Source organism: Streptomyces sp. Je 1-4 4N24 (assembly GCF_026239515.1).
Classification (GTDB): Bacteria; Actinomycetota; Actinomycetes; order Streptomycetales; family Streptomycetaceae; genus Streptomyces; species Streptomyces nigrescens.
The window spans coordinates 116,428-142,543 of sequence record NZ_CP110836.1 but is presented as its reverse complement, the minus strand read 5'-3'; the positions used below and the strand labels follow the sequence as shown (position 1 = coordinate 142,543).

The following is a 26,116-nucleotide window of genomic DNA, read 5'->3' as shown; positions in this document are numbered from 1 at the left end:
TCGGGCCAGGTCATGGCGGCGAGTAGGCGCCACGCGCGTACGGAGGCACCGCGGCGGGTACCGGGCGCGGGCGCGCACCTCGGCCTCACCACTCCCCGCCGTCCTCCCATCGGCTGAGGAGGTGCTCCGGCGACTCCTCTTCCGAGGGCAGGACGCCGGGGCCGACCGCCTGAGCGGCCCAGATCGTCTTGCCCCTGGGGGAGTAGCGGGTGCCCCAGTGTTCGGCGAACTGCGCGACGAGGAAGAGGCCGCGGCCGTCTTCGTCGGTGGCCTTCGCCTGGCGGATGTGCGGGGAGGTGCTGCTGCCGTCGGAGACCTCCGAGATCAGGGCGCTGCGGGTGTGCAGGAGCCGGACGTGGATGGGCTCGGCGCCGTAGCGGATGGCGTTGGTGATCAGTTCGCTGAGGATGAGTTCGGTGCCGAAGGCGATGTCCTGCAGACCCCAGTCCGCCAACCGGCGGACGCAGTCGTTGCGGACCGGGCCGACCCCCGCCGGGTCACGGGGCACGTCCCACTCGGCGACATGTGCCGGGTCCAGCCGCCGGGTCCGGGCCACCAGCAGCGCGACGTCGTCGGTTGACCTGGCGGGCAGCAGCGACTCCATGACGGTGGAGCAGGTGTCCTCCGGCGTACGGTCCGGGCCGGAAAGAGCCGCACGCAATGCTTCCAGCCCTGCGTCCAGGTCGCGGCTGCGGTTCTCGACCAGCCCGTCTGTGTAGAGCACCAGCCGGGAGCCCTCCGGCAGCGACAGTTCAGTGGTTTCGAAGGGCAGGCCGGTGCCCAGACCCAGCGGCGGGGAGACCGGCGGGTGCAGGAACTCCACCCTCCCGTCGGGGTGTGCCACGGCGGGCGGCAGATGGCCGGCCGTGGCCGCGGTGACCCGCCCGGAGACGGAGTCATAAACGACGTACAGACAGGTGGCGCCGGTGATCGCCGGTCCCTCCTCGGTGTCCTCGTCCTGCACGTCGATGTGGGTCACCAACTCGTCCAGGTGGCCCAGCAGCTCGTCGGGGGAGAGGTCCAGGGCCGAGAAGTTGTGCACGGCGATGCGCAGCCGGCCCATGGTTGCCGCCGCATGCAGGCCGTGGCCCACCACGTCGCCGACGACCAGCGCCACCCGGGCGCCGGGCAGCGGGATGACGTCGAACCAGTCCCCGCCCACTCCGGCCTTCGCGGGGAGATAACGGTGCGCCACCTCCAGGGCGTCCTGATCGGGCAGGCCGCGGGGCATCAGGCTGCGCTGGAGCGTCATGGCCATCGTGCGCTCGCGGGTGTAGCGCCGGGCGTTGTCGATCCCCACCGCTGCCCGCCCCGCCAGTTCCTCGGCGAAGGACCGGTCCTCGTCGTCGAACGGAGGGGAGTCCCCCGACCGCCAGAAGTCCACCAGCCCCAGCACCACCCCCCGGGCACGCAGCGGTACGACCGCCAAGGAATGCACTCCGTGGTCCAGGATGCGTCGGGCGCGTTCAGGGTCCTGGGACCGCCACGTGGACGAGCCGGCCAGGTCTGGCTCCACCACGGAACGGACCTGGTCCACACCCGCTGCCACCGGGGTGCCCGGGATGAACCGGAGCAGCTCGCCGACGGGGTGGAGCGGGTGGTCCGGCGTCAGGCCGGCGATGGCCGTCCGGCGCAGCTCGGTACCCGCCACGGCCGGCTCCTCGCCCTTCAGGACGGGGTCCAGCAGCTCGACGGTGACGATGTCGGCGAACCGGGGGACCGCCACCTGCGCCAGCTCCTCGGCAGTACGCACGACATTCAGCGTGGAGCCGATCCGTGTCCCGGCGTCGTAGAGGAGCCGCAGCCGCTCCCGCGCCACCTCGGCGCGACCCGACAGCCACCTCAGTTCGGTGGTGTCGCGCAGGGTGACCACGCTTCCCTGGTGGGCTCCGTAGGGGGAAGTGCTCCGCTTGTTGACGGCCAGCAGTCTGTCCTGGGCCAGGTGCACCTCGTCGGTGGCGGTCCGGTCCGACGCCAGGAGTTCGGCGGTGCGACGGTCCAGCCCCAGGTCGCCGACATGGCGTCCCTCCGCGTCCGCCGGCAGGTCCAGCAGCCGCCGTGCCTCGTCGTTGACCAGCAGCAGCCGCCCGTCGCGGCCGACGATGAGGACGCCCTCCCGTACCGCGTGCAGGACCGCGTCGTGATGCTCGTACATCCGGGTCATCTCAACCGGTCCCAGACCGTGGGTCTGCCGGCGCAGCCGACGGCTCACCAGCCCCGCGCCGCCTCCGGCGAGAGCCAGTGCCCCGACTGCGGTGGCCAGGAAGAGGGGCAGCTGCCGATTGACGGATTTCTGCACCTTCTCCACGGTGACCGGGGCGGCGACAAGGGCGATGACCCTGCCCGAGGGGTCCTTGACGGGGGCCGCAGAGACCACGGAGAGGCCCAGGGCGCCCTCGAAGGTCCTGGTGAAGGGCTTGCCCCGGGCGGCCTCGGCATACGGACCGATGACGTGCTTGCCGATCTGCCGCGGGTCGCTGTGGGTGAGGGTGATCCCGTCGAGCTTGTACACGATGAGGGCGTCGACGCCGGAGGCCTTCCGGGCCGCCTCGGCGAGCGGCTGGAGCTTCGCGGTCGGATTGTCGCTGTTCAGCGCCTCCTGAAGCCCCCAGGAGTGCGCGAAGGACTCCGCGGCGGCGAGCGTCCGGTGCCGGGCATCGGTCATGGTGTCCCGCCGGGCCTGGACGACGAGGGCCACCACCGCCGCCGCGACGAGCAGCACCACGAGCACCAGCTGGAGGAGGAAGACCTCCCGGGCGACGCTGCGCATGGCCCACCAGGGCCGTACGTGCTGCGGACCTCCGGCCTCCGCAGGGCGTTCGTCCTGCTGGTCGCCGGCGCCGCTCCCGGCAGGGGCCACGTCCGGAAATGCGGAACGGCCGGGCGCGCGGCTCACCCAACGCCGGAAACGACCCGAATTTCCGCTCATGGTTCATATTTACCCTGCTTTGCCTGGGTGGCGGCAAGGCGTGCTACGGCAGCTGCCCGGCCGGCCGGCGGCGTACGCGGAAGATGTCCGGCCGGCCCTTCGCGCTCTTCGGCCGGATGACCACAGCGGGCCTCTCCCGCTCCCCCCACAGGCACCGAGTCGGCCTGGGCCTCCACACATGTACCGCAACGGGGTCGCAGCCTCCGCCGGTGCCCGGCGATACCGGCATGTGGATGAGCCTGGAGCGGACGGTCCGCCCTCTGTTTGTATTGGCCCCTGCAACGGAGTTCAGGAGGTGACGGACACATGGTGTCCACGGAGAGCATTCTCGCGTTCGCGGCGATGTCGCTACTGGTGATCGTGATTCCGGGGCCAAGTGTGCTGTTCGTGATCGGTAGAGCCCTTGCACACGGCCGCCGCACAGCCCTCGCGACGGTCCTCGGCAACTTGGTTGGTTCGTACGTCCTGGTGATCGCTGTGGCGTGGGGCCTCGGCGCGCTGGTGGAGAGCTCGGCGGCAGTCTTCATGGGCGTGAAGCTGGCCGGAGCGGCGTACCTCGTCTACCTGGGCGTGCAGGCGTTTCGGCACCGCAAAGAGATGCGCGCGGCGGACATGGAGGCCCCGGCGGGTGAGCAGCGAAGCGATCTACGCACGATCCTGGACGGGATTTTCGTGGGCGTCACCAACCCGAAGGGCATCGTCTTCTTCGCGGCGGTGCTGCCACAGTTCGTGGACCACTCGGCGGGCCACGTCCCCCTCCAGATGATGGTGTTGGGCCTGGTCCCGGTCGCCATCGGTCTGATCACGGACACCCTGTGGGGCCTGGGCGCCTCGGCGGCCCGTTCCTGGTTCGCCCGCTCGGACCGTCGCCTGTCGATGGTCGGCGGGGCGGGCGGCTTCGCGATGATCGGCCTGGGCGTAACGGTGGCGGCGACAGGCCGTGCCGACTAGAGACCGTACGGCGAGTCATCCAGGGCACGAGGTGCCCTGGAACGGGTTCCCCGCGTCGTAGCAGGCGTCGATGAAGCGCCGGCGGTCGGGCCTCGGCGTCGCCGGCGGATGCCCTCGTGAGCGAAAATTCGGGTGAGATTGGTGCGGCGATGCGAAACACTCGCGCCGACCGATGAGTTTTGCCAGGCAGTCCGGTCTCTTTCCACAATCACCACCCACGTTCGTGCCGACAGCCCTTGGCTGCGAGGCGACTGCGACCAGGAACCCCAGCGAGGTGCTGTCATGTCAGCTGTGATCCAAGAACGACCGGCCGTGCAGGCGGGCCGCATACCAACCGTGGTGCGGCTGCTGGTGCTGGCCACGTTCGTGGTGATCCTGAACGAGACGATCTTGATCAACGCCATCCCGCGGTTGATGGAGTCGTTGCACATCACCCAGCAGTCGGCGCAGTGGGTATCCACCGCGTTCATGCTGACCATGGCCGCCGTGATTCCGGTCACCGGCTGGTTCCTGCAGCGGGTGACCACCCGCCAGGCGTACGCCATCGCGATGGGCGTGTTCCTCGCGGGTACCGCCCTGTCAGCCGTCGCGCCCTCCTTCGAGGTGCTGCTTCTGGGGCGGATCGTGCAGGCCGCAGGAACAGCCGTGATGATGCCCCTGCTGATGACGACGTTGATGATCGTGGTGCCCGAGCAGGACCGCGGCCGGGTGATGGGCAACGTCACCCTGGCGATCTCGGTGGCGCCCGCGCTCGGACCTGCCGTGTCCGGGCTGATCCTGCAGGTCGGTTCCTGGCGCATGCTGTTCGTGGTCGTCCTGCCGATCGCCGCTCTGGTGACCGTGCTCGGGATGCGCAAGGTGGAAAACATCAGCGAGCCGCAGGTCAGCTCCATCGACTGGCTCAGCGTCTCCGTGGCGGCGCTCGGCTTCGGCGGCCTGGTGTACGGCCTGAGCCTCCTCGGCGAAACCGGCGGCCGGGTCGGGCTCGGCATCGGCATCGTCATCGCCGGGGTCGCGGCAATCGCCGTTTTCGTGATCCGCCAGCTCAAGCTGCAACGCAGCGGCGTGCCTCTGATGGACCTGCGCACTCTCGGGCACCGCACCTACGGCCTCTCCTTGGCCCTCATATCCGTCGGTTTCCTGGCGATGCTCGGGTCGATGATCCTTCTGCCGCTGTACCTGCAGAACATGCGCGGGCTCAGCCCGCTGGAAACCGGCCTGCTGGTCATGCCGGGCGGTCTGGCCATGGGACTGCTTGGACCGACCGTGGGAAAGCTGTTCGACCGGTTCGGCAGCCGGCCGCTGGTTCTGCCCGGCTCGATCGGCATCGTGCTCTCCCTCGGTGGATTCACCCAGGTCTCGATGACGATGCCGTACTGGCAGGTGCTGGGACTGCACGCGCTGCTGATGGTGAGCCTGGCGGCGATGTTCACCCCCGTCTTCACGCTCGGCATGGGAGCGCTTCCCCCGCACCTGTACTCGCACGGCAGCTCGATGCTCGGGACGTTGCAGCAGGTCGCCGCAGCGTTCGGGACCGCGCTTGTGGTGACCGTGATGACCGCGCGCGCCGGCCACCTGGTCGCCGACGGCGTCGCCGCCGCGCCCGCAGAACTGAGCGGGATGAAGCTGGCCTTTGGTGTCGCCGCCGTTCTCTCCTTGGTGACGATCGTCGTCGCCGCGAAACTGCCGCGCCGGATCGCTGCCGCCGACGCCCCAGAGGGCGGCCCCGTCGACCAGCCCACCGGATCATGAGGGCTGGGCGGAGCTCGGACCGCCCGACCTGGGGAACCACAGCGCAGACGAGATGAAGGGGCCCGCCACCCAAGGGCCCTCACTCTGACGGGGAGTACGAGTGAGCCCCTGCCCGACTCCGGGCAGGGGCTCAAGCCTCGTCTTGGCTCTCGAGACCTGTTACGTATGGCCGGCGAGTTGGAGCATCTCGACCCTTCCGTTGCCTCCTCCGTCGTCCAGGACCAGGAATGTGGCGCGTGAGCTCTGGCTCAGCCGGATCTGGAACTGATCGCCCAGCAGCCTCTTGTAGTTCGTGTCTCCGGCCCTCGCGGCTGCCTGGGCGGGGTGGAGTCCCTCGCTCTGGATCGCGTTCTGGAATATGTCGAACGTCGCTTGCTCGGAATTGGTGAGCTGACCGACGACTTCCAATCGGCTCTTGTCGAACGTCCAGGGCATGGCGCGCCTATTCCGTCGTCACGGTGATGTCCTCAAGGGTCAGGTTCTTGACGGCTAATTCGACGCCGCCGAAGGCGCGTTCGAACTCATTTCGTCCCAGCCTGAGCGCGTTGACCTCGGTCGCGGACCCGCCGGCCGTCATCTCGAAGTTCCCATCGGCCTTGCAGTCGACGATCACCTTGGTCTGCCTGCCGAAGCCCCAGGTGGGGATGTGTCCCTGCACTTCCTGTGGAGCGAGGCGAAAAGGACCAGCCATGGGTAAGGCCTCCCGTGGTTCTCGGAATTTTCTCCCTCTCACCTAAATGGCTACCTGGGCTTGCTGTTTCCCGTCAAGATTGCAAAGGGTCGGACAGGGTGGATTCGGACGTCCTCAAGGTGTCGAATAAATCTGCTACGAATAATCGGAGGGTGCGTCCGTCAGTCGTCCGGAAAGTGTCCGCAGATTTGCGGAGGTTTCGTCGTTGCGGGTCCAGGGGGCGCGGAATGACGGGGCGGCGCCGCCGCGGAGGCCGTTGCGGGGCGCGTCCGTTGTCATGTGGGCGTCGGTGGCGGCGCAGAGCGGCGGGGGGAGGACGCCGGATCCGGCGGGCCGGGCGAAGAGGAGGTTGGCCGATTCCGGCCGCCGCACAGGCGAGCCGGCGGCGGGACGGGCGGTGCTCGTGGTGGGAATCGGGGTCGGCGAGGCCGACGTTCGCGAGGACGTGGGCGCGGGCACCGCTGGAGACGGTGATGACGCGGGCAACGGGCGACGTCTGTCGCTCGTCGAGGTCGCCGCCCACTGATGAGCCCAGTTTCTCAAGGCGGTGATGGCGGCATTGGTGACGTCGCAGTCGGCGAGTTCCTCGTTGTCGTACCACTCGGTGCAGGCCTGACGGTCGCGCAGGTCATCGACGCGCAAGGCCTCGCGCCCGTGGCGTTGCGCCCCGCGCATCCCTGCCGAGGCGCTGACGGGTACCGCGGGGCGTACCCGGCGCGCGCAGGGCAGTCACCGGCCGCGCGAACGGCGTTACCACGCACCGTCTGGGGCGTCAGGCGGTTGATCGGTGGGAGAATCGGATCCGTGACGACCGAATACGGGGACTTCGAGCTGACCATGAATGAGCTGCGCGTTGTTGCGCGCTATGTGGTGGAGAGCGCGGAGGAAGTCCTCCCTGTGTTCGAGGCCGCCAACCCCAACGATCCTCGACCTCGTGCGGCCATCGATGCCGCGCGGGAGTTCGTGAACGGCGCGAGAAGGACGAAGCTCCAGCGCGTCACCTCCTTGGACGCGCACCGCGCTGCGAAGGAAGCGGCCACCGAAGCCGAACGCCTCGCCGCGCGCGCCGCCGGCGACGCCGCCGCCGCGGCTTACCTTCATCCGATTGCGAAAGCCACCCAGGTAGGTCACATCCTGCGAGCCGCTGCAAACGCGGCGCGCGTGGGGGAGTTGAACGCAGGTGGTGATGCCGCCGTCGGGCTCAGGCTGATCGAGCAGGCTCGACAACGCGCCACACCGGTCTTGATCGATGTCCTCAACCGGTATCCTCTCGCGCCGGCCGGCAAGAGCCGTGCTGCACAGCTCATGACCATCCTGGACACGTCCTTGCGCACGTCCCGTTAAGGGAGACCATCCGCCGTGGCGTCGCGAAGGTTCCGCGGCACTCCGCCTACTACGCTCGCGCGATGAGTGACGACGGCGAGCGGTGCCTGGTGTTGACCGAGTGCCTGGAGTTGCGGCGCGTCGGTCCTGAGGACCTGGATGCCCTGTGCGCCCTCAACTACGTCTTACTCCTCCAGGGTTGGTCCAACTGGTCGCGAGGCATCGCCGATGCTGACGTCGAAGCCAACCGGTAATAGGCGTCGCGGTGTTCGGCACCGGACCGGCAGGGCCGGACGGTCACGGTCTACTGGGACCGCGAAGTGGGGTTGTGGCGTAGGCGCGTTCAGTAACGCAGGGAAGCAACGGGACAGGGATTCCGGGTACGGCGACGGTCAGGGGTTGCCCGCGCCATCCGTACCCCCTTCGCCGGAACCTTGCGCTCCGCCGACTGCAGGGCAACGGGCGCACCTGCGCACGGCTGGTGCGAACCGGCGTGGACGGCGTGCTGGGGCGCGTGAACGCGGATGACAATGACCCGTTCGGACTCCGCGCGCCCTGCCGATGGCCACGGGCCGCAGCAATGATGAGCGGACCGCACGTGATCCAGGCGACTCCGCACACCTGCCCTTGCGCAGGTGGACATGCAGTGGAAGGAATCCACGTTGTTGCTTCTCATCTCCCCGGACAGCGTCGAGGAGGCCCTCGACTGCGCGAAGGCAGCGGAGCACCTCGACATCGTCGATGTCAAGAAGCCCGACGAGGGGTCGCTCGGCGCGAACTTCCCGTGGGTCATCAGGGAGATCCGCGCCGCGGTCCCGGCGGACAAGCCGGTGTCCGCCACGGTGGGAGACGTACCGTACAAGCCGGGCACGGTGGCCCAGGCGGCGCTCGGAGCAGCTGTCTCCGGAGCCACGTACATCAAGGTCGGCCTCTACGGATGCACGACGCCCGAGCAGGCCATCGATGTCATGCGAGGCGTCGTCCGGGCAGTGAAGGATTACCGGGCGGACGCGTTCGTCGTCGCCTCGGGCTACGCCGACGCCCACCGGATCGGCTGCGTCAACCCGCTCGCGCTGCCCGACATCGCCCGTCGCTCCGGCTCCGACGCGGCCATGCTCGACACCGCGGTCAAGGACGGGACACGGCTCTTCGACCACGTGCCGCCCGACGTCTGCGCGGAGTTCGTCCGGCGGGCCCACGAGGCCGATCTGCTCGCCGCCCTCGCGGGCAGCGTCAAGGTGGGAGACCTCGGCACGCTGACCCGCATCGGGACGGACATCGTGGGGGTGCGCGGGGCGGTCTGCGAGGGGGGCGACCGCACCACCGGAAGGATCCAGCCGCAGCTGGTGGCCGCCTTCCGGGCGGAGATGGACCGGCATGCCCGGGAACACGCAGCCGCCGTCGCCGCCGCGAGCTGACCGCTGGCATGCCGACGAGTCAGTCCCGTCGCGCGCCCGGGGCTCTCGGCGAGCGCTTCGCCGTCATCGATCCGTCCACGGACGAGGCCTTCGACGAGGCTCCCGACCAGCAGCCGGACGTGTTGGACCGCGTCGTCGGCCGGGCCCACGAGGCCTGGCGCAGTTGGCGGGCCGACCCCGCCGCCCGCGCCACCGCGTTGCGCGCGGCAGCCGACGCCGTGGAGGTGGCGAGGGCCGACCTCGCTCCGCTGCTCACCCGTGAACAGGGCAAACCCCTGGCCGAGTCGTACGCGGAGATCGCCCGAGCGGCGGCCCGCTTGCGCTACTTCGCCGGCCTGGACACCCGTCCCCAGCCGATCTCAGACGGTCGGCCGGTACACAGCGAGATCCGCTGGCGCTCGCTCGGGCCCGTCGCCGCGATCGTTCCGTGGAACTTTCCCCTCCAGCTCGCGTCGGCGAAGTTCGCGCCCGCGCTCGCCGCGGGCAACACGATGGTGCTCAAGCCCTCCCCGTTCACGCCCCTCGCCACACGGCTGCTGGGGTCCGTCCTCTCCACCGCCCTCCCTGAGGACGTACTGACGATCGTCACCGGTCGCGAGCCCCTCGGCGCCCGCCTCGCGACTCATCCGGGGATCCGCCACGTGACCTTCACCGGTTCGATCCCCACCGGGCAGGCCGTCGCGGAGGGCGCGGCCGCCTCGCTCGCCCGGATCACCCTGGAGCTGGGCGGCAATGATGCCGCCATCCTGCTGGAGGACGTGGATGTGGAGCGGATCGCGGACCGGCTGTTCTGGTCGGCGTTCCGCAACTGCGGACAGGTCTGCATGGCGGTCAAGCGCGTTTACGCCCCGGCCCGGCTCTACTCCCAGGTGGTCGAGGCCCTCGCGCAGCGCGCAAAGACCGCCGTCGTCGGAGCCGGGCTCGACCCTGGCTCGCAGTTGGGGCCGGTCAACAACGCTGCCCAACTGGCCCGGGTCGAGCGCTTCACGGCCCAAGCCCTGGCAGACGGCGCCAGAGCCGTGGCCGGTGGCCACCGCCTGGACCGGCCGGGCTACTTCTTCGCCCCCACGATCCTGGCCGATGTCCCGTCCGACAGCCCGGTGGTGGCGCAGGAGCAGTTCGGTCCTGTCCTGCCGGTGCTGCCGTACAGGAGCCTCGACGAAGCCGTCGAGGCGGCCAATGACACCGGCTTCGGGCTGGGCGGCTCGGTATGGGGCACCGACCTCGACCGGGCCGAGGCGGTGGCCGGCCGGCTGGAGTGCGGGACGGCGTGGATCAACCACCACGCCGAACTGTCCCTCGCCCAGCCCTTCGCGGGCATCAAGCAGAGCGGTGTCGGCGTCGCGGGCGGGCTGTGGGGGCTCTACGGGAACCTCAGGCCGTTCGTCGTACACCGTCCGCAGGAGGGGTGACGATGAGGTTCGGTGCAGCGGTACTGCGCTCGTACGAGAGCCGATTCGCCATCGAGGAGGTGATCTTGAACGCGGGGCCGGCCGACGGCGAGATCCTGGTCGAGATCGCGGGCTGCGGGATGTGCCGGACCGATCTCGCGGTCCGGCGTTCGGCGGGCCGCTCACCGCTGCCGGCGGTGCTCGGCCACGAGGGGGCGGGGGTCGTGGTGGAGACGGGCGGCCCGGGCACCGGCCTGAGCGTCGGCGACCATGTCGTGCTGAGCTTCGACTCCTGCGGACACTGCCGGAACTGCATGGGCGCGGCCCCCGCCTACTGTGACTCCTTCGCCTCGCTCAACCTCTTCGGAGGGCGCAAGGAGAACGCGACCCGGTTCACCGACGCGGCCGGGGGCGAACTGGCCCCCCGGTGGTTCGGGCAGTCCTCGTTCGCCGAGTACGCGATGGTCCCGGCCCGCAACGCCGTCCGGGTCGACCCCTCGCTCCCCATCGAACTGCTCGGGCCCCTCGGCTGCGGCTTCCTCACCGGCGCCGGAGCGGTCTTCAACACCTTCGGCGTCGGCCCCGGCGACACCCTCGCGGTCTTCGGCGCGGGTGCGGTGGGCCTGGCAGCGGTGATGGCGGCCACCGCCACCGGAGCGGTGACCGTGGCCGTCGACCGACATCCCGAACGGCTGGCCCTCGCCGAGCGGTTCCGCGCCATCCCGCTGAACGCCGCAACCACCGACCTGCCCGACCGCATTCAGCAACTGACCGACGGCGGCGCGCAGTACGCGCTGGACAGCACGGGCTCTGCCCGGCTCATCAACGACGCGCTGCGGGCCCTGCGCCCGACCGGCCACCTCGGCCTGGTGGCACGGCTCCACACCGCGCTGCCGCTCGAGCCGGGGACACTGGACCGGGGCCGGAGGATCTCCCACCTCTGCGAGGGGGACGCGGTGCCGGGACTGCTGATTCCGCGGCTGACCGGGCTGTGGCAGGCCGGGCGGTTTCCCTTCGACCAGCTGATCCGTACGTACCCACTTGCCGACATCAACGAGGCCGAACGCGACTGCGACGCGGGCCGCGTGGTCAAACCCGTCCTGGTCCCGGAGGGGGGGGGACCATGAGCAACCGGTGGCCGCAGGGCTGTGCGCCACCGGGCACGCCCCGAGGAACGCGGTCGCCCAGAGCTGCAGCGGCATGCGTTCACCGCAGATCCATCACCCGTATTCCGCGCCAAGGGAGGACATATGGTCGGCACAGCGCATCGGAACACCGGCGTGGAAGACGTGGAAGGGGGTGTCGGCCTGACCGCACTCCTGGTCGCCGCGGCACGGGCGATCGAGACCCACCGCCATGACAGCCTGGCCCGGGACGTCTACGCAGAGCACTTCGTACTCGCCACACCGGCGTCCGCGGGCTGGCCGATCCGCATGCAACAGGTACCGGACGGGGACGCGAACCCGCTGTGGGGGCGATTCGCGCGTTACTTCGGTCTGCGGACGAGGGTCCTCGACGACTTTCTCCTCCGGTCGATGCACGCGGGCGCCCGCCAAGTGGTCCTGCTCGGGGCCGGGTTGGATTCGCGGGCGTTCCGACTCGAATGGCCTCCCGGCTGCGTGATCTTCGAGATCGACAGGGAAGGCGTGCTGGCGTTCAAGCACAAGGTGCTCGGCGGACTGTCGGCCACCCCGAAGGCAGCGCGCGTTCCGATCCCGACCGATCTGCGCGCCGACTGGGCCGGAGCACTGACCGACGCCGGCTTCGACACGGCCGCACCGAGCGTCTGGCTGGCCGAGGGGCTGCTGTTCTACCTGCCCAACGCCGCCGAGACGTACCTCATCGACACGGTGGACCGGTTGAGTACGGAGGGAAGCGCTCTGGCATTCGAGGTCAAGCTCGACAAGGACTTGCTGGAATACCGCGACAGCCCGCTCTACGCCTCGACGAAACACCAGATCGGCATCGACCTGCTGAACCTGTTCGACAGAGAGCCGCGTCCCGACTCCGCAGGTGATCTGGCGGGCAAGGGCTGGTCCACTTCGGTCCACACCCCCTTCGACTTCACCCGCCGCCATGGACGCGGGCCGCTTCCCGAGCAGAACGACGCACTGGCGGGTAACCGGTGGGTGTTCGCGAACAAGTCCTGGGCGGGCGAAATGTGACTGACCAGTGAGCCGGCCTGCGCAGCCCCGGTGGGGTCGCGCAGGCCGGATGTTACGCACACCGGCTTATGTGCTTCTGCGGTGCAGCGTCAGGCCCCGGTGGTGACCCAGTAGTTGGGCGCAAGCGGGCCCGCCTTCTGCGTCTGCTGGACGTTCTCGGTCCACTTCACCTCGTTGCCCTCCTTGAACACCCGCAAGTGGACGCTCCATTCGGCCTCGGTCCAGCAGGCGTTCGGCCCGGCGACCCAGTGAACGGCCGGGACGCAGTTCATGAGGATCACCCGGGTGCTGAACTCCCGGTCGTTCGGACCGATCCGGTCGGTCCTGGGATCGCCCATCATCCGCTTCTGATTGGCACCGCCCCAGATGCCGACGGCCTCCTCCCCCTTGGAGATGCTCCAGGAGGAAGGCGCCTGGTCCGGGCAGGCGTTGAGGTTCACGCCCACCGTGCCCACGGTGCCGGTGGAGGTCTGCACCTGGTAGTTGCGGTGCGGCGGACCGCAGCCACCTGGGGCCGCGCTTGCCTGCGGCGCCGTCACGGCGCCCAGGCCCACGAAGGCAGTGCACGCCATGGCGACCGCTGCGGCTCTCTTGACTGTTGTACGAATGTACACAACTTCCCCTCACGTGCGAGTCGTTCGGTACCCCCACACTCTCTCCTGATGGTTGGTGGGGACGCGAACCGCGATGACCGGAAGCGCGACCCGATGGATCAGCAGGCCGCCGTGACCGGGTTCCGCCCCTAGAACTTGTCCGGCCGGTCATACGCGAAGCGAGATGGCGGTGGCCGGTGCGGTAGCCGGGTGCCTGAGCACGGGGGGACTGGCAGGTGTTTCAGCCGCCGGTGCAGGTGGCGCCTCACCCGTACTGCCGCACGGCCTGGCCGGGTGGACATGGGCCGTACTGGTGGTCAGATACCCGCGGGGCAAAGAAGTCGTGGCCTGGTGCGTCCCGTTCCCGTGTTCCAGGCGGCTTACGTATTTCCTGGTCAAGACCCATTTCATCGTTCCGGCGTCCCGAACTGCCGGGCTTTCGTTGCGGCTGGGACGGATCACCCCACAGGCTCGGGTCATCCGAGCACCACATCGATGCCACCCACGGTGGTTGCGAAGTGAGCTCGGGGTTCGACATCCGAAGCAAGGAGCACTTGTGATCTCAAAAACGAAGAAGGCTGCGCGTTCCGTGGCCGTGGCGTTCGCCGCGGCCGCCGCGTTCACCGTGACCGTGCCGACCGGCAACGCTTTCGCCATCGACGAGGTCCCCTGTCGCGGTGGGGAAAACTTCCTGAAGATCTGGTCCCACAGCGACGGGAAGCAGAGCGTGGACTGCTACGCGAACCGTGGCAAGATCTCCTTCGGCGGGTGGTGGGTCGACAAGATCTCCACGGGGAACAACGACTTAATCTACTACGACGCCAATGGCGATTCGGTGAAGATCGACCGGTGGCACGAGATCTCCTACCCGAACCGTCCGCCGAAGGTCAACGAAATCGAAATCCTGTGACGAGTTGACGGGCTGGTGGCCCGGGATGGCCGTTTCCACTGAGTCTCCATTCCTGGATACTGCCGCTTCCCGGGCGCGCATCGGATATTCCGTAACGTGAACCTGCTCGCATCCGGCTGCTCACTGATGCCGGCCAGGCCCTTCCGGGCGTGGCCGGCATCGTGTGCTGAGTCGGTAGTGCGTGGTGAGTTGCCGCCGGGCCCGGCCCGTTCGGCGCTCGCTCACCGGCGCGCCCGACCGCAGCGCATGCGCCTCCCGCTACGACAGCGTGTCCGCCACCACGGATGCCGCTTCCGCGATCAGTTTGTTGTCGAAATCGGCGTCCTTCTTGAAGCGGTTCGACATGATCGCCACGACGATGGGGGCGCGGCCGGGGGGCCACACCACGGCGATGTCGTCGCGGGCGCCGTAGTAGCTGCCGGCTCCGGTCTTGTCGCCGACCACCCAGCCCTTGGGCATCCCGGCCCTGATGACCTCGTCTCCGGTGGTGTTGGTCCGCAGCCACTTCGTGAGCTGCTTGCGATCGCCCTTGTCGAGGACGTCCCCGAGGACGAACGCGCGCAGGTCCTTGGTCAGCGTCCGCGGTGTGGTCGTGTCCCGCGTCTCGCCCGGGGTCCACCTGCTCAGCTTCGGCTCGATGCGCTCCATCCGGGTGACGTCGTCACCGATCCCCTTGAGTACGGCCTCGAGGCGCTTGGGTCCGCCGAGGTCCTCAAGGAGCAGGTTGGCCGCGGTGTTGTCGCTGTAGCGGACGGCGGCGTCACACAGCTCGCGCAGGCTCATCCCGGTCTCGACGTGTTTTTCGCTCACGGGAGAGGTGGCGACCAGATCGTCCCTGGAGTACTTGATCACCCGGTTCATCGCGCTCGGGGAGTGCTTCCGCAGTACGGCACCGGCGGCCAGCGCCTTGAACGTGGAGTTGTAGGAGAACCGTTCGCCGTCTTTGTAGGCCACCTCGCGCCCGGTGTCGGTGTCGACGGCGTAGACACCCAGCCGCGCGTCGTACGTGCGCTCAAGCTCCTTGAACTGGCGGGCGAACGGCTTCGCGGCCGCACCCGGCCTCGTCTTCGCGGCGGACGAGGACGGCACGTCGGACGGAGGCGACGAGTCCGGGGGAGCCCCTTGGCCACAGGCCGCCAGCGGCACGAGGGCGAGCGTGGCAAGCGCACCGAGAACGGTGCGCCGGGCACGGGTGTGCTGCATGATCCAAACCTCCAAGTCGCCCCGTATGCAGGGCTATAGGGGAGAGAGCGACACGGCCCATCCCGGTGAGTGGTCATCTCTACCCGGCCACCTTCACCTCTGCGCGGCTATGCGGTCCAATACACTCATGCGCTGTTTCATGCTGAACTGGCATAGAGGCGCGAGAGAGTTCAGGCCGTGAATCCCGTCGGAGCATGTCGTGCGTTCGTCAGCGTCAGCGAGCGGGCGGCAGTTCCACCATCGGAGCTGATGTCGCCCGGGTGTGCCAGTCGGTGGGCGCTTCGGTGAGCCGCAGGTCCGTTCCGCGAGATCACGCTCGGCCGGGTGGCGCCCTTCTGGGCGCTGATACGACGGACGCACCGCGTACGACTCCAGGACCATATGTCCAGCAGTCCGTCCACCCACAGTTGGACACACTGTGCCCTGCTGAGTGATTCGCCCAACTTCCTTGTGCGTAAGGGTGAGTGCGTCCCACACGTACCGACCGACCTGAAGGGCCATCCCCACGTGCGAAGCAGACGAATAGCCCCTGTCCTGGCGGCGAGCGCCGTCGCGGCACTGGTTCCGGCACTCACGCCGGCGACCGCCTCCGCCGCTGAGAACCCCTTACCGCGGCACCTCGAGCAGAGGCCGGCGTGGCACCGCTGCAGCAGCGCAACCCCTGCCTCCTTTCAGTGCGCCACCATCAAGGTCCCGTTGGACTACAGCCGTCCCGGCGGCAAGAAGATCGACGTCGCGATATCGCGGATCAAGGCGAGCAGCCCCGCCGAACGCCGCGGTGTTCTGCTGGTCAATCCCGGGGGGCCGGGCGGCCCGGGCCTCGATATGCCGCAGTACCTGTCGGGTGAGCTCCCCAAGTCCGTGACGAGAAAGTACGACCTCATCGGCTTCGATCCGCGGGGTGTCGGCCAGAGCTCCCCCCTCAGCTGCGGCCTGACCGCCGAGGAGGAGAACTGGCAGCGTCCCTACAAGGCCGCTACGTTTGCCAAGGACGTCAAGTGGGCCCGGACCGTCGCCGAGAAGTGCAACGCCAAGCAGGGCGACAAGCTGCGCCACATCACCACCCGCAACACCGCCCGTGACATGGACGTGATCCGCGCCGTGCTGGGCGAGAAGAAGATTTCCTACCTCGGGTACTCGTACGGCACCTATCTCGGAGCCGTCTACACGCAGCTGTTCCCGAAGCGCAGCGACCGGATCGTCCTGGACAGCGCCGTCGACCCCGCACGGATCTGGCGGGGCATGATGCAGGTCTGGGCGGAAGGCAGTGAGCCCGCGTTCACGAGGTGGAGCCAGTGGACCGCCCAGCGCAACGCGACTTACAAGCTGGGCAGCACCCCGGACAAGGTCCGCAAGACCTTCTGGGGTCTGGTTGCCCGGGCCGACCGGAAGCCGATCGAGTTCCACGGCGCCTTGATCAGCGGTGACGACATCCGCGCGGGCCGCGCCATGTTCTTCAGCGTGCGCGATGCCGCCGAGGAAATCGTCGAGCTGAAGAAGGCCGCCGAGGGCAGGGCCCCGGACTCCACCCCTGACACCGGTACGGCCGAACGACCCGCACCGCCGGCATTCGGCCGTGCCGTGCCCTCGGACAACGCCAGTGCCGCCTTCTGGACCGTCGTCTGTGCCGACACCCGTGCCTGGCCGCGCGACCCCGAGCAGTACCGCCGGGACGCCATCCGGGACAAGGCCAAGTACCCCTTGTACGGCGACTTCGCGTCCCACATCAAGCCGTGCGCGTTCTGGAAGAAGAACGGCAGCGAACCCGCCACCACGATCGACAACAAGGTCGGGGCGCTCACCCTGCAGAACGAGTGGGACTCCCAGACACCTCTGTCCAGTGGCCTCGGCATGCACCGGGCCATGAAGGGCTCGAGGATGGTCACGGTCGCCGGGGGTGTCGGACACGGCATCTACGGTTCCAAGTCGTGCGCCGACAAGACGGCCACCGCGTACCTGACCACGGGCAAGCTCCCCGCGAAGGACGTGACCTGCCAGGCGCCCGCGCCCGCACGTGAGCGCAGCAGCGCAACCAAACTGCCGCTTCCCACGCCTCCGGGCGTCCCGGGGATGCCCGGCCGCTTCTGATCCGTTCCGGACGAGGTGATGTGACGTGGGGCTTCTGCCCGAGCGGAGGCCCCACGTTGTGCGGAGACCGAGCAGGTGGCGCCGTGACCGCCGCCTGAGCTCGGAGAGGGCGTTTCGGGAGTCGCTGTCCGCTTTCTTCGCGTGGCTTGAATTAGTTGGGCCCGGCGCCCCCGCCCATTCACCGAGCCGAGGGGTGCCGGCTCCCGCGGGTGCGTAGACATGTGCGAAGTCGTGCAGATACGCCTGCCGTCGAGCCACCCAGGGAGCACTGACCATGGCAGTCCAGCGACGCCAACTCCTGCGATCCGCCCTTTTGTTGGGTGCCGGAGCCGCCCTGCCCACCGCCCTCGCGAGCGCCGGACCCGCTCTCGCCACGCCGGCCCTCGTACGGAGCGGGCGCCCCACCCTCACCCACGGAGTACAGACCGGCGACGTCACCGCGCACGGCGGCGTCGTCTGGACCCGGGCCGACCGGCCCGCCCGGATGGCGGTCGAGGTGAGCACCCGCCCCGACTTCGCACGGTCGGTGACCATACCCGGGCCCGTCCTCACGGCCGAGACCGACTTCACGGGCAAGGTCAAGCTGTCCGGGCTGCCCGCCGGCAGCGATGTCCACTACCGGGTGCGGCTCGCCGACCCCGGCGACGCCTCGCTCGTGGGCGAGCCCACGACCGGCCGGCTGCGCACGGCGCCCACTGTCCGCGACGATGTGCGCTTCGTCTGGTCCGCCGACCTGGCGGGCCAGGGCTGGGGCATCAACCCGGACGCCGGCGGCTACCGCATCTTCCGGGCCATGGCGGAGCGCGACCCGGACTTCTTTCTGTGCAGCGGTGACTTCTGGTATGCCGACGGCGTGATCCCGGAGACCCGGACCCTCCCGGACGGCCGCGTCTGGCGCAACGTGGTGACCCCGGAGAAATCCAAGGTCGCCGAGACCCTGGCCGAGTTCCGCGGCCAGCACAAGTACAACCTCATGGACGAGAACCTCCGCGCCTTCGCCGCGGCCGTTCCGCAGATCAACCAGTGGGACGACCACGAGGTCCTCAACAACTGGTATCCGGGCGAAGTGCTCACCGACACCCGCTACACCGAACGGCGCGTGGACGTCCTCGCGGCCCGCGCCCGGCAGGCGCTCTTCGAGTACCTGCCGATCGAGACGGGTCCCAGCGGCGGCGACCGCGTCCACCGGGTCATCCGTTACGGGCCGCTCCTCGACGTCTTCGTACTCGACATGCGCAGCTACCGGGACGCCAACAGCGCGAACACCGGACCCGCCACGGACAGCGGGATCCTGGGCGCGAAGCAGGTCGCATGGCTCAAGCGCGAGCTGGCGGCCTCGCGGGCGACCTGGAAGGTGATCGCCGCGGACATGCCGCTGGGCCTCGTGGTGCCGGACGGCGCCGCCCAGGAGGCGATAGCGCAGGGCGACGACGGCGCTCCGCTGGGCCGCGAAGGGGAGATCGCCCGGGTCCTGTCCTTCATCCACCGGCGGCACATCGCCAACACGGTCTGGCTCACGGCGGACGTGCACTACACCGCCGCCCACTACTACGACCCGGACAAGGCGGCCTTCCAGGACTTCACGCCGTTCTGGGAGTTCGTGTCCGGACCGCTCAACGCCATCGTCGCCAACGAGCCCAACAGGCTCGACGGCACCTTCGGCCCCCAGGTGCGCTTCCAGGCCCTCGCCCCGGACGCGGAGCACAACAATCCGGCGTTCGGCTATCAGTACTTCGGCGAGGTCGACATCGACGGCTCGTCCAAGGTCATGACCGTACGGCTGCGCGACCTCGACGGGAAGGTGCTCCACTCCGTGGCAATCGACCCGCAGCGCTGAGGAATCCGCAGGAGCAGGAAGGCCGTAGGCCGGTACGCGCGGTTTGTGTCGTGGGGGGCCTGGCGGAAAGCCGGGCCGGGGGCGCCCAGCGGTGTCGCCGGCCCGGCACACAGGCATGTGAACAGGCCATCGGGCGCGGTGGGTTGGCGACGCGACGCGCCCAGGAGCGGGAATAAGCTGGCGCCCTGAGCAAGGTTCCCCGCAGCGCTTTGCGCGAGAACACGTCACCCGATCCATGCATATTAATGTGCCGACATCCCGAATGCATGGAGGACGGAACGCGCTCGCCAGGAAAGGGCCTTGGCGCATTTGTGTTCACCGCTCCGAGTGGCGACTTCTCACGCTCCCTTCGGGGAGTTCCCGGCCATACCATTTTCTGCGGCTCGGAGAAATCGCTCTCCGAGCGGCAGTCATTGCCTGGCCCAAGGAGGCATCCCTTGCACATCCGTACCATCCGAAAGCTCATCGCCACCGCAGCCACCGCCCTGGCCGCGGTCGCGCTCACCACGCCCGCCCAGGCCACCGCTCCGGCCGTCAAGGCGGTGCCCGTCGGGCAGCCTGTGGTGGCCGTAAGCCAGGTCACCGGCAACTACTTGCTTCCGGACGACACGAAGGGGAATGCGGGGACATATCTTCAGGTTTATCCGAGCGACCAGCCGACCTGGAACAACCAGTGGCAGTTCGAGGTGGTCGCCTACTCGGACAACCGGCCCGTGTACCAACTCAAGAGTTCTCCCGGGGGCGCCTGCGCCACGGACGAGAACGGCGCCGACAGCATTTCGTATCTGCGGGTCTGCAGCCGGGGAAACAAGGGCCAGTGGTGGCTGCTCAAGCCGGTTCCTGGCACCGACCCCGAGAACCCCGATTACGGGATCGTCTCCTACATTCACGAGGATCTGGCTCTGACCGCACGCAGTGAAGGCGACAACTACGTGGACCTGAAGAAGATGTGGGGCGGCAGCCCCTCGGCGCGGCAGGGGTGGCACTTCTACCCGGCATAGCGGCACCACCCGCAACCGGTGCCGAGGACGATGTCGTCGGGCTGTGCAGGGCCCGGCAGCCCCTGCGGGGCGCATCCGTCATGCCCAGTCCTTGACCGTGGCGGTCCATGTCGGTCCGGAGCGGAACCCCACCGTGGAGGGGCGGTTCAGCGGGGCGGTGTGAAGTGGCGGACCGTGTCGGTCCCGCGGTCCGCCAGCCAGAAGCTGCCGTCCGGGACGGGCACGATGTCGGCCAGTTCCTTCGCGCCCCGCACGGGCCAGAGGGTGATCCGCCCCTTCGTGGTGATGCGCCCGACGCGGCGGTCCGTCGTGAACCAGAGGGCCTTGTCGGGCCCGAGGGTGATGTCGCTCGGGTACTTGGAGGCGGGTACCGGGAAGTGGGAGAGGCCGCCGTCGGTGTCGATGCGTCCGATGCCGCGCCGATCGGTGAACCACAGCGCCTCGTCGGGCCCGGCGACGATGTCGTTCGGGGCCGAGCCCTTGGGCAGCGGCCACTTCTTGTAGTCCCCCTCGGCGGTGAGCCGCCCGATGCCCTCGCGCTGCTCCGCGTCGTACTCGAGCTGCTGGGAGAACCACACCGCACCGTCCGGCCCCAGGGTCATTCCACCCGGCCCGACGTTGAACTGGCTCTTCAGCCGCGTGATGCGGTCCAGCCCGCGCTTGGTGTCGGCGCGGCTGAAGACCTTCGAGCCGCGCTCGGAGTGCTCGAACCAGATGGTGTCGTCGGGGCCGAGGGTCAGGGCGTCGGGGAAGCCGGGACGGTTGTCGTCGGCACCGGGGCCGTTGCCGGGGGCGTCGTAACTGTCGCTCCACCAGGTGAACTTGCCGGACGGGCCGAGGCGTCCGATCTGGTCGCCGGCGGTGTACCAGATCCCACCGTCCGGGGACTCCTGGAGGTCGGCCGGGAAGGGCGGGAAGCCGGTGCCGTGGGGCAGGGGGTGCTGGGTGACCTTCCCCGACGGGGCGATCTCCGCGATCGCGGCGAGCCTCGACTCGGTGACCCACAGTGTGCCGTCGTCGGTCAGGATCATGTCGCCGGGGGAGGCGTTGCCCGGCAGGCGGATCACGGTAGGGGCAGAGGGAGAGGGACTCGGGCCGCCGCCGTCCGCGCGGCCGCCGGAATCCGGCCCGCAGCCGGCCAGCGCGAGCGCCGCCGCCACCGCGAGCGCCGCGGCGAGCCCTCGCGCCTCACCCCCCGCAGCGCAGCGACGGCGGCGCCTCCGTGCCCATGTGCTGCTCCCAGTCGTCCGGCCGGAGTTCCCTGCCGGCCGACGAGCAGACGGTGCGGATCCAGACACGCGGATCGATCCTCCATTCGATGAGTTGCCCCATGTCGTCGGTGGCAGGGCCGTCGGGTTCGGGGGCGTCGGTCTCCGAGTAGTCGGCCTCCGTCGCGGTGACGAGCTTTGTACCGTCCGCCGTGAGGGCGATGCCCGTCGACTCCGCCTTGTTGCCCTCGGGCAGCGGGAGCGTCCCGAGGGTGCTCTCTGAGCCCAGGTCGAGGAGGCGGACGGTGTGGTCCTCGGACGTCGTCCCGGCGACGAGATCCCCGCCGGTGACCGGGCCGACCGCGGGGTCGGCCGCGCCCTCGACCGTGCCGAGGCGCCGGCTGCCGTCCGCGGACCGCAACTCCAGTGCGCCGCCGCTGCGTTGGATGAGCAGACGGTCGCCGGCGTAGGTGATGCCCCGGGCGTCGGCCGCGCGGATCGTGCGGATGCGGCCGGACTCGGTGCTGATGACGTGGATGCGGGTGCTGCCGCTCTCGTCGAGGTCCGGCGTGTCGAGCACCGCGGCGTGCGCGGCCTGTGCGTCCAGCGCCACGTAGCTGCTGCTCAGGACGGCGCCGGAGGCGGCCGTCGGCGCCATGGATCTCGGGCCCGGCACCTCACGCAGCACCTTTCCGGACTCCGCGTCCCTGAAGCGGACCGTGCCGGAGTTGTGCACCTCGGCGACCTTCCGGCCGCCGGGCAGGAACCGCAGCAGCGCGGGCGGGTCGGAGAGCCGGAGCGGGTTCGGTACGGCGGGCCAGGAGCCGACGGGCCGCCACACCCGTCCCCGGGCGAGGGTCTGCGCGCTGCCGTCCGGAGCCACCACGGTCAGACGCTCGCTGTCGGGCCGCCACAGCAGCTCCGCGACTCCGGGGAGCTTCACCACGCGGGGATGCTTCCTCTGCCACTGTTGCGTGGCGGGAACGCCGAGTCTCAGGGTGGACAGCCGGGTTCCCTCGCTGTCGAGGACCGCCGCGTCGCGCCCGTCCGGCGACACGGACACGCGCGGCGCCTCACAGGCCAGGCAGGAGCCCGGGATCGCCACTTCGGCGGCTCGCGCGATGCGGGAGTGCTGCTCCAGGTCCCACAGGCTGAGGACGTCGAGGGACGCCGAGACGAGCCGGCTGCCGCCGGAGCCGACGAAGGCGAGGGCGTCCCGGGCGACCGGCCCTGCACCGGGGAGGGCGAGTGGCCCGGACGCCTTCCCGCCCGGCACGTACGTCCGGCTCACGCGGACGGTGGAGCCGATCGCTGCGGCCACGTGGGTACCGCCGCGGCTGACGGCCAGGGCCGCCGGAAGGCCCGGTTCCGTCTCCGCCTCCAGCCCCGGCTTGTCGACTTCAGGCTCGCCCTCGGACGGCCATACCGGCAGCGGGGAGCCTTTGTTGCTGTAGGTGAAGTGGCTGCCGTCCGGGGCGAGCGCGGCGGCCGAGTGGTGAACGCCGAAGCCGACCGCGCTGCCGGCGGTGCGGGTGAGCCGCTTCATGGAGATCCGGTTCCAGGTGCCGTAGGCGAACTCGATGACCACCAGCTCCGCATCCCCGTCGAAGGCGAGGGTGGACGGGTCCGACGTCATGTCGTCGAGCTCCAGGTGTCTCGTCCGCCCCGAGTCCCGGTCCAGGACCGAGAGCGTGCGCGGGAGGCCGTACTCCGAGGCCGTCGTGGTGACCGCGACGAAGCGTCCCGACGGGGAGACCGCGAGCGCGGTGGGCCGCTGCCCGTCGGGCAGGCGGGGCGCGGTGGAGATCTCCCCGTACGCCCACACCTTGACCGTGCGGCGGTCGGCCGCCGCGATGATTCCGCCGCCGGCATTGGACGTGACCGTCTCCACCGGGCCGGGGAGGCGGCCCAGTCGCTCGTGGTGGCCGGCGAACCGCCCGCCGTCGAGCGCCCACAGCTCTACGTCGCCGCCCCGGGTCCCGGCGAAGGCGCGCTCCCCGTCCCCCGAGGCCGCCACTGCGGAGACCGTCCCGGTGGCCCGCACACTTCCGGCCAGATGAGGGCTCGCGGTGACCGCGCGGAACAGGGCCCGGCGGGTCAGCGGATCGGCGTGCTGCCGGTACGCGCGCTCCGCGAACAGCCAGGCGAGCCCGACGTCGCTCCGCAGCAGGTTCTCCGACACATCGGCCAGCCGGTGAGCGGTGGTCAGCCGGTCCCTGGCCGCGGACTCCCGGTGCTCCACCACCACCCCGGACGTCACTGCCGCAGCGACCAGAGCCAGCGCGGTGAGCAGGCGGGCGGTGCGGAAGCGCCGGGCGTGGCGGTCGGCCTGACGGAGCGTCTCGGCGAACTTCACGTCCGCGGGCTCGGGCGCGTGGGCGGCACCGGCCCGGTTCGCGGCAGGGGCGACCAGGCGCAGCCCTTTGCGGCGTGCGGCCAGGAGCTTGCTCTCCATACCGCTGACACCGGTGAGCCGCTCACCGTTGCCCAGTGCCCCCGTCACCGCGGTGCGCGGGCGCAGACCGTAGAAGACACCGCGCAGCCAGGCCACGCTGGGACGTCGCGTTCGGGGATGCCGCAGGAGTTCCCGCAGGCCCAGGGCGAAGGCGGCGCCGAGGGAGGGGCCCTCGATCCGTGCGGGAGGGGCGGGGCGGTCCGTGAAGACGAGGCGCCACAGCACACAGCGCGAGCCTCGGCCGGGCCCGGCCACGGCCCACGCCCGGCCGAGGGCGGTGGCGAACTGGCCGTCGGAGCTGCGCAGTCCGGACATGAAGCGGGGATCGGGGTACAGGCCCGGGGGACCGGCGGGGAACTCGCGGAGCTCCAGGACGCCGGTGGCACCGGGTTCCTCGTTGTGGTCCGTCTCTCCGAACACCACCGGCACTTGTACCAGCGGCCGTCTGCGCGGCTCGCAGCCTGCCATCAGCAGTACGGCGGCCATCAGCGTGCCGTCCGGCGCGGGCGACCGCTCGCCCTCGTCGCCGGGCAGCTGCGGGATGCGCTCCAGAACGGCGTTCAGCCGCTCGGCGGCGTCTGCCGGGAGGCCGTCGACACCCCGGCCGGACGGCTGCGCGGGACCGGGTGCGGCGTTGACGGACAGCAGACCGCTGCCCGCCCACGTGCTCCGTACGCGCGCCAGCGCTTCGTCGTGCTCCGCTGCCCCGCCCTCCGGTGCGCTCAGGGCGTGGGCCAGCAGGTAGGCGTGGAGGGCGGGCGTCATCGTGTCGGACGGGCGGTCCGGGGCTGTCGCCTCGATCCAGGCGGCCAGCTCCCCGGCGCTTCCGGAGCGCAGCCAGGAGGGGGCCGTGCGGACCGCCTCGCTGCAGCACTTCCACCACAACTGCCGCTCGCCGAGCAGCTCGTGCACCGCGCCCTGAGGGCTTGTCTCCCGGAGGACGGCGTCGAGCGCGGCGTGGTGCCGCCCGGCGGGACCGGACGCCTCCTTGGGCGTCATCGCAGCGCACCGTCGATGACGTCGCGTACCCCTTCACTGACGCATTCCCTTACGCGGCGCCAGGCGTCGCGGGTCGTCTCGTTGAGCGCCGCGCCGACGGAGTCCACGACGGTGGCCGGGGCCCAGTCGGCCTCCGCAGACACGGGTGACGGGCCGGTGGCGGCCCACGTCGCGCCCGGTCCGAAACCGCGGAGGCGGACGTACGAGGCCGCGGGCCCGAACCGGCCAGGCACCACGGGCACCAGGAGAGCGCGCTTGTGCCCGTCCGGCTGCGCGTAGGTGACGGTGGCCAGCAGCGGCCGGTCCTCGTCGTCGGCGCCGCGCACCACCAGCTCGAGGCTGTACTCGGACGAGTTGCCCGCAGGGTGGCGCAGCAGGAAAGTCGCCCGGCCGTCGGGGGAGGAGGCTTCCAGGACCACCGTGTCACTCCCGGAGGCGGTCAGCGCGCCGGCCGCGGGAAGCGGTGGCAGCGTGAACCAGCCCGGCGCGACGGGGTCGGCCTGCGGCCGGTGCGCAGGCGCAGGCGCCTGTTGGGGGGCGGAGGCGGGAACGTGGTCGGGACGCGGGGGGAGGACGACGCCGGTGAACGATGCCCAGGCGCGCCGCCACAGGGCGTATCCAGCACGTCCGCGTTCCGCTGCCCGCGGGGGGCTGGTGCGACGTCGGCCGGTGAATGACGCCCAGGAGCGCCGGGCGACCGATCCGCGGTTCACGGGGCGGCCTCCCCTCGCGCCTGGTCGCGTCCCAGTGGGCCGGGCTGCGTCGGAACGGTGGGAGGGGCCGGGGTGGTGGGGGCGGCGGGAGCGGCGCCGGGAGCAGCCCCTGCCTGGAGCGCCTCGGTGACGGTGGTGGCGCTCCCCATCTGGGCGAGCACGGCAGGCGCAGAAGCCCCCACCGCGACGGCCGCGAACACCCCGGCCAGCTCGCCGTGGAGCAGCCAGCCGGCCGCGCCGCCCAGCACGATGCGGAAGAGCGCGGCAAGCGAATCCGCTGGCGGATCGATGTACGTGCCGAGCTGCGGCAACGCCTCGGTTGCCACCCTCGCCGCATGCCGCGCCTGCTGCCACGCATGCAGTCGCCCGAAAGTGACGACGGCCTCGACGACCAGCCCGCCGCCGGCGCCGTACAGCGCGCCCTCGGCCCACGAAAGCATCGGACCCCCCATCCCTCCGGCGGGCCTCACGCCCCCCGCCGCATCGCAT

Annotated in this window: 22 protein-coding genes; 13 read left to right on the top strand and 9 right to left on the bottom strand. The window is 70.2% G+C overall.

The window, feature by feature from the left end:
• Positions 1-85 precede the first annotated feature (85 nt).
• Positions 86-2,770, bottom strand: coding sequence for a SpoIIE family protein phosphatase/ATP-binding protein (locus tag SLV14N_RS00680; RefSeq protein ID WP_263267470.1), 2,685 nt, complete (start codon positions 2,768-2,770; stop codon positions 86-88).
• Positions 2,771-3,235: 465 nt separating this feature from the next.
• Between SLV14N_RS00680 and SLV14N_RS00675 the strand changes: the two genes are divergently transcribed.
• Together SLV14N_RS00675 and SLV14N_RS00670 are read left to right on the top strand one after the other, a co-directional pair.
• Entirely contained in the window at positions 3,236-3,880 is a 645-nt protein-coding gene (locus tag SLV14N_RS00675; RefSeq protein ID WP_208687520.1) for a LysE family translocator, read from the top strand.
• Positions 3,881-4,216: 336 nt separating this feature from the next.
• The gene (locus SLV14N_RS00670) at positions 4,217-5,632 is read left to right on the top strand and encodes an MDR family MFS transporter (protein WP_263267468.1); all 1,416 of its coding nucleotides are present in this window, start codon (positions 4,217-4,219) and stop codon (positions 5,630-5,632) included.
• Between the two features lie 159 nt (positions 5,633-5,791).
• Here SLV14N_RS00670 and SLV14N_RS00665 read toward each other — a convergent pair whose 3' ends face one another.
• Together SLV14N_RS00665 and SLV14N_RS00660 are read right to left on the bottom strand one after the other, a co-directional pair.
• Positions 5,792-6,067, bottom strand: coding sequence for a hypothetical protein (locus SLV14N_RS00665; protein ID WP_093635886.1), 276 nt, complete (start codon positions 6,065-6,067; stop codon positions 5,792-5,794).
• A gap of 7 nt (positions 6,068-6,074) precedes the next feature.
• A complete protein-coding gene (locus tag SLV14N_RS00660; RefSeq protein ID WP_127148888.1) occupies positions 6,075-6,323 on the bottom strand; it encodes a hypothetical protein in 249 nt (82 codons plus the stop codon).
• A gap of 397 nt (positions 6,324-6,720) precedes the next feature.
• Here SLV14N_RS00660 and SLV14N_RS00655 point away from each other — a divergent pair, with 397 nt between their 5' ends.
• From SLV14N_RS00655 to SLV14N_RS00625, 7 genes are all read left to right on the top strand, one after another.
• On the top strand, positions 6,721-6,849 hold the full coding sequence (locus SLV14N_RS00655; RefSeq protein WP_263267466.1) for a hypothetical protein: 129 nt from the start codon (positions 6,721-6,723) through the stop codon (positions 6,847-6,849).
• A 278-nt stretch (positions 6,850-7,127) separates the two neighbouring features.
• Positions 7,128-7,667, top strand: a complete 540-nt coding sequence (locus SLV14N_RS00650; RefSeq protein WP_263267465.1) for a putative immunity protein — start codon at positions 7,128-7,130, stop codon at positions 7,665-7,667.
• A gap of 62 nt (positions 7,668-7,729) precedes the next feature.
• A complete protein-coding gene (locus tag SLV14N_RS00645; protein ID WP_208687522.1) occupies positions 7,730-7,900 on the top strand; it encodes a hypothetical protein in 171 nt (56 codons plus the stop codon).
• 408 nt (positions 7,901-8,308) lie between these two features.
• On the top strand, positions 8,309-9,064 hold the full coding sequence (locus SLV14N_RS00640) for a (5-formylfuran-3-yl)methyl phosphate synthase (protein ID WP_263272992.1): 756 nt from the start codon (positions 8,309-8,311) through the stop codon (positions 9,062-9,064).
• Positions 9,065-9,072: 8 nt separating this feature from the next.
• Positions 9,073-10,476, top strand: a complete 1,404-nt coding sequence (locus SLV14N_RS00635) for an aldehyde dehydrogenase family protein (protein WP_263267462.1) — start codon at positions 9,073-9,075, stop codon at positions 10,474-10,476.
• 2 nt (positions 10,477-10,478) lie between these two features.
• Positions 10,479-11,582, top strand: a complete 1,104-nt coding sequence (locus SLV14N_RS00630) for an NAD(P)-dependent alcohol dehydrogenase (RefSeq protein ID WP_265872750.1) — start codon at positions 10,479-10,481, stop codon at positions 11,580-11,582.
• Between the two features lie 123 nt (positions 11,583-11,705).
• On the top strand, positions 11,706-12,620 hold the full coding sequence (locus SLV14N_RS00625) for a class I SAM-dependent methyltransferase (RefSeq protein ID WP_263267460.1): 915 nt from the start codon (positions 11,706-11,708) through the stop codon (positions 12,618-12,620).
• Between the two features lie 89 nt (positions 12,621-12,709).
• Here the strand turns inward: SLV14N_RS00625 and SLV14N_RS00620 are convergent, their stop codons facing one another.
• Positions 12,710-13,192 carry a hypothetical protein gene (locus SLV14N_RS00620; protein WP_263267459.1) on the bottom strand — a complete coding sequence of 161 codons (483 nt, stop codon included), beginning with the start codon at positions 13,190-13,192 and terminating at the stop codon, positions 12,710-12,712.
• Between the two features lie 577 nt (positions 13,193-13,769).
• Here SLV14N_RS00620 and SLV14N_RS00615 point away from each other — a divergent pair.
• The gene (locus SLV14N_RS00615) at positions 13,770-14,123 is read left to right on the top strand and encodes a beta/gamma crystallin domain-containing protein (RefSeq protein ID WP_208687527.1); all 354 of its coding nucleotides are present in this window, start codon (positions 13,770-13,772) and stop codon (positions 14,121-14,123) included.
• A 258-nt stretch (positions 14,124-14,381) separates the two neighbouring features.
• Here the strand turns inward: SLV14N_RS00615 and bla are convergent, their stop codons facing one another.
• Positions 14,382-15,326: a class A beta-lactamase gene (gene bla, locus SLV14N_RS00610; RefSeq protein ID WP_263267457.1), complete on the bottom strand. Its 945-nt coding sequence runs from the start codon at positions 15,324-15,326 to the stop codon at positions 14,382-14,384.
• A gap of 507 nt (positions 15,327-15,833) precedes the next feature.
• Between bla and SLV14N_RS00605 the strand changes: the two genes are divergently transcribed.
• The 3 genes from SLV14N_RS00605 (at position 15,834) to SLV14N_RS00595 (ending at position 20,252) form a co-directional block, all read left to right on the top strand.
• Positions 15,834-17,414: an alpha/beta hydrolase gene (locus tag SLV14N_RS00605; RefSeq protein ID WP_208687529.1), complete on the top strand. Its 1,581-nt coding sequence runs from the start codon at positions 15,834-15,836 to the stop codon at positions 17,412-17,414.
• Between the two features lie 274 nt (positions 17,415-17,688).
• A complete protein-coding gene (locus SLV14N_RS00600; RefSeq protein ID WP_208687530.1) occupies positions 17,689-19,251 on the top strand; it encodes an alkaline phosphatase in 1,563 nt (520 codons plus the stop codon).
• 437 nt (positions 19,252-19,688) lie between these two features.
• Positions 19,689-20,252, top strand: coding sequence for a hypothetical protein (locus SLV14N_RS00595; RefSeq protein ID WP_208687531.1), 564 nt, complete (start codon positions 19,689-19,691; stop codon positions 20,250-20,252).
• A 146-nt stretch (positions 20,253-20,398) separates the two neighbouring features.
• Here the strand turns inward: SLV14N_RS00595 and SLV14N_RS00590 are convergent, their stop codons facing one another.
• The 4 genes from SLV14N_RS00590 to SLV14N_RS00575 form a co-directional block, all read right to left on the bottom strand.
• Positions 20,399-21,319, bottom strand: coding sequence for a hydrolase (locus SLV14N_RS00590; protein ID WP_208687532.1), 921 nt, complete (start codon positions 21,317-21,319; stop codon positions 20,399-20,401).
• Between the two features lie 121 nt (positions 21,320-21,440).
• The gene (locus tag SLV14N_RS00585; RefSeq protein ID WP_208687533.1) at positions 21,441-24,914 is read right to left on the bottom strand and encodes a WD40 repeat domain-containing protein; all 3,474 of its coding nucleotides are present in this window, start codon (positions 24,912-24,914) and stop codon (positions 21,441-21,443) included.
• Positions 24,911-25,627: a hypothetical protein gene (locus SLV14N_RS00580; RefSeq protein WP_208687534.1), complete on the bottom strand. Its 717-nt coding sequence runs from the start codon at positions 25,625-25,627 to the stop codon at positions 24,911-24,913. Before SLV14N_RS00580 ends, SLV14N_RS00585 begins: the two co-directional genes overlap by 4 nt.
• A complete protein-coding gene (locus SLV14N_RS00575) occupies positions 25,624-26,067 on the bottom strand; it encodes a hypothetical protein (protein ID WP_208687535.1) in 444 nt (147 codons plus the stop codon). The genes SLV14N_RS00580 and SLV14N_RS00575 overlap by 4 nt, the downstream gene beginning before the upstream one ends.
• Positions 26,068-26,116: the final 49 nt, after the last annotated feature.

Bases quoted from the DNA above. Each gene is read 5' to 3' on its own strand.
- SLV14N_RS00675 (WP_208687520.1), top strand. From the start codon at position 3,236: ATGGTGTCCACGGAGAGCATTCTCGCGTTCGCGGCGATGTCGCTACTG.
- SLV14N_RS00585 (WP_208687533.1), bottom strand. From the start codon at position 24,914: ATGACGCCCAAGGAGGCGTCCGGTCCCGCCGGGCGGCACCACGCCGCG.
- SLV14N_RS00620 (WP_263267459.1), bottom strand. From the start codon at position 13,192: ATGGCGTGCACTGCCTTCGTGGGCCTGGGCGCCGTGACGGCGCCGCAG.
- SLV14N_RS00600 (WP_208687530.1), top strand. From the start codon at position 17,689: ATGGCAGTCCAGCGACGCCAACTCCTGCGATCCGCCCTTTTGTTGGGT.
- SLV14N_RS00645 (WP_208687522.1), top strand. From the start codon at position 7,730: ATGAGTGACGACGGCGAGCGGTGCCTGGTGTTGACCGAGTGCCTGGAG.
- SLV14N_RS00625 (WP_263267460.1), top strand. From the start codon at position 11,706: ATGGTCGGCACAGCGCATCGGAACACCGGCGTGGAAGACGTGGAAGGG.
- SLV14N_RS00660 (WP_127148888.1), bottom strand. From the start codon at position 6,323: ATGGCTGGTCCTTTTCGCCTCGCTCCACAGGAAGTGCAGGGACACATC.
- bla (WP_263267457.1), bottom strand. From the start codon at position 15,326: ATGCAGCACACCCGTGCCCGGCGCACCGTTCTCGGTGCGCTTGCCACG.
- SLV14N_RS00680 (WP_263267470.1), bottom strand. From the start codon at position 2,770: ATGCGCAGCGTCGCCCGGGAGGTCTTCCTCCTCCAGCTGGTGCTCGTG.
- SLV14N_RS00575 (WP_208687535.1), bottom strand. From the start codon at position 26,067: ATGCTTTCGTGGGCCGAGGGCGCGCTGTACGGCGCCGGCGGCGGGCTG.
- SLV14N_RS00665 (WP_093635886.1), bottom strand. From the start codon at position 6,067: ATGCCCTGGACGTTCGACAAGAGCCGATTGGAAGTCGTCGGTCAGCTC.
- SLV14N_RS00635 (WP_263267462.1), top strand. From the start codon at position 9,073: ATGCCGACGAGTCAGTCCCGTCGCGCGCCCGGGGCTCTCGGCGAGCGC.
- SLV14N_RS00630 (WP_265872750.1), top strand. From the start codon at position 10,479: ATGAGGTTCGGTGCAGCGGTACTGCGCTCGTACGAGAGCCGATTCGCC.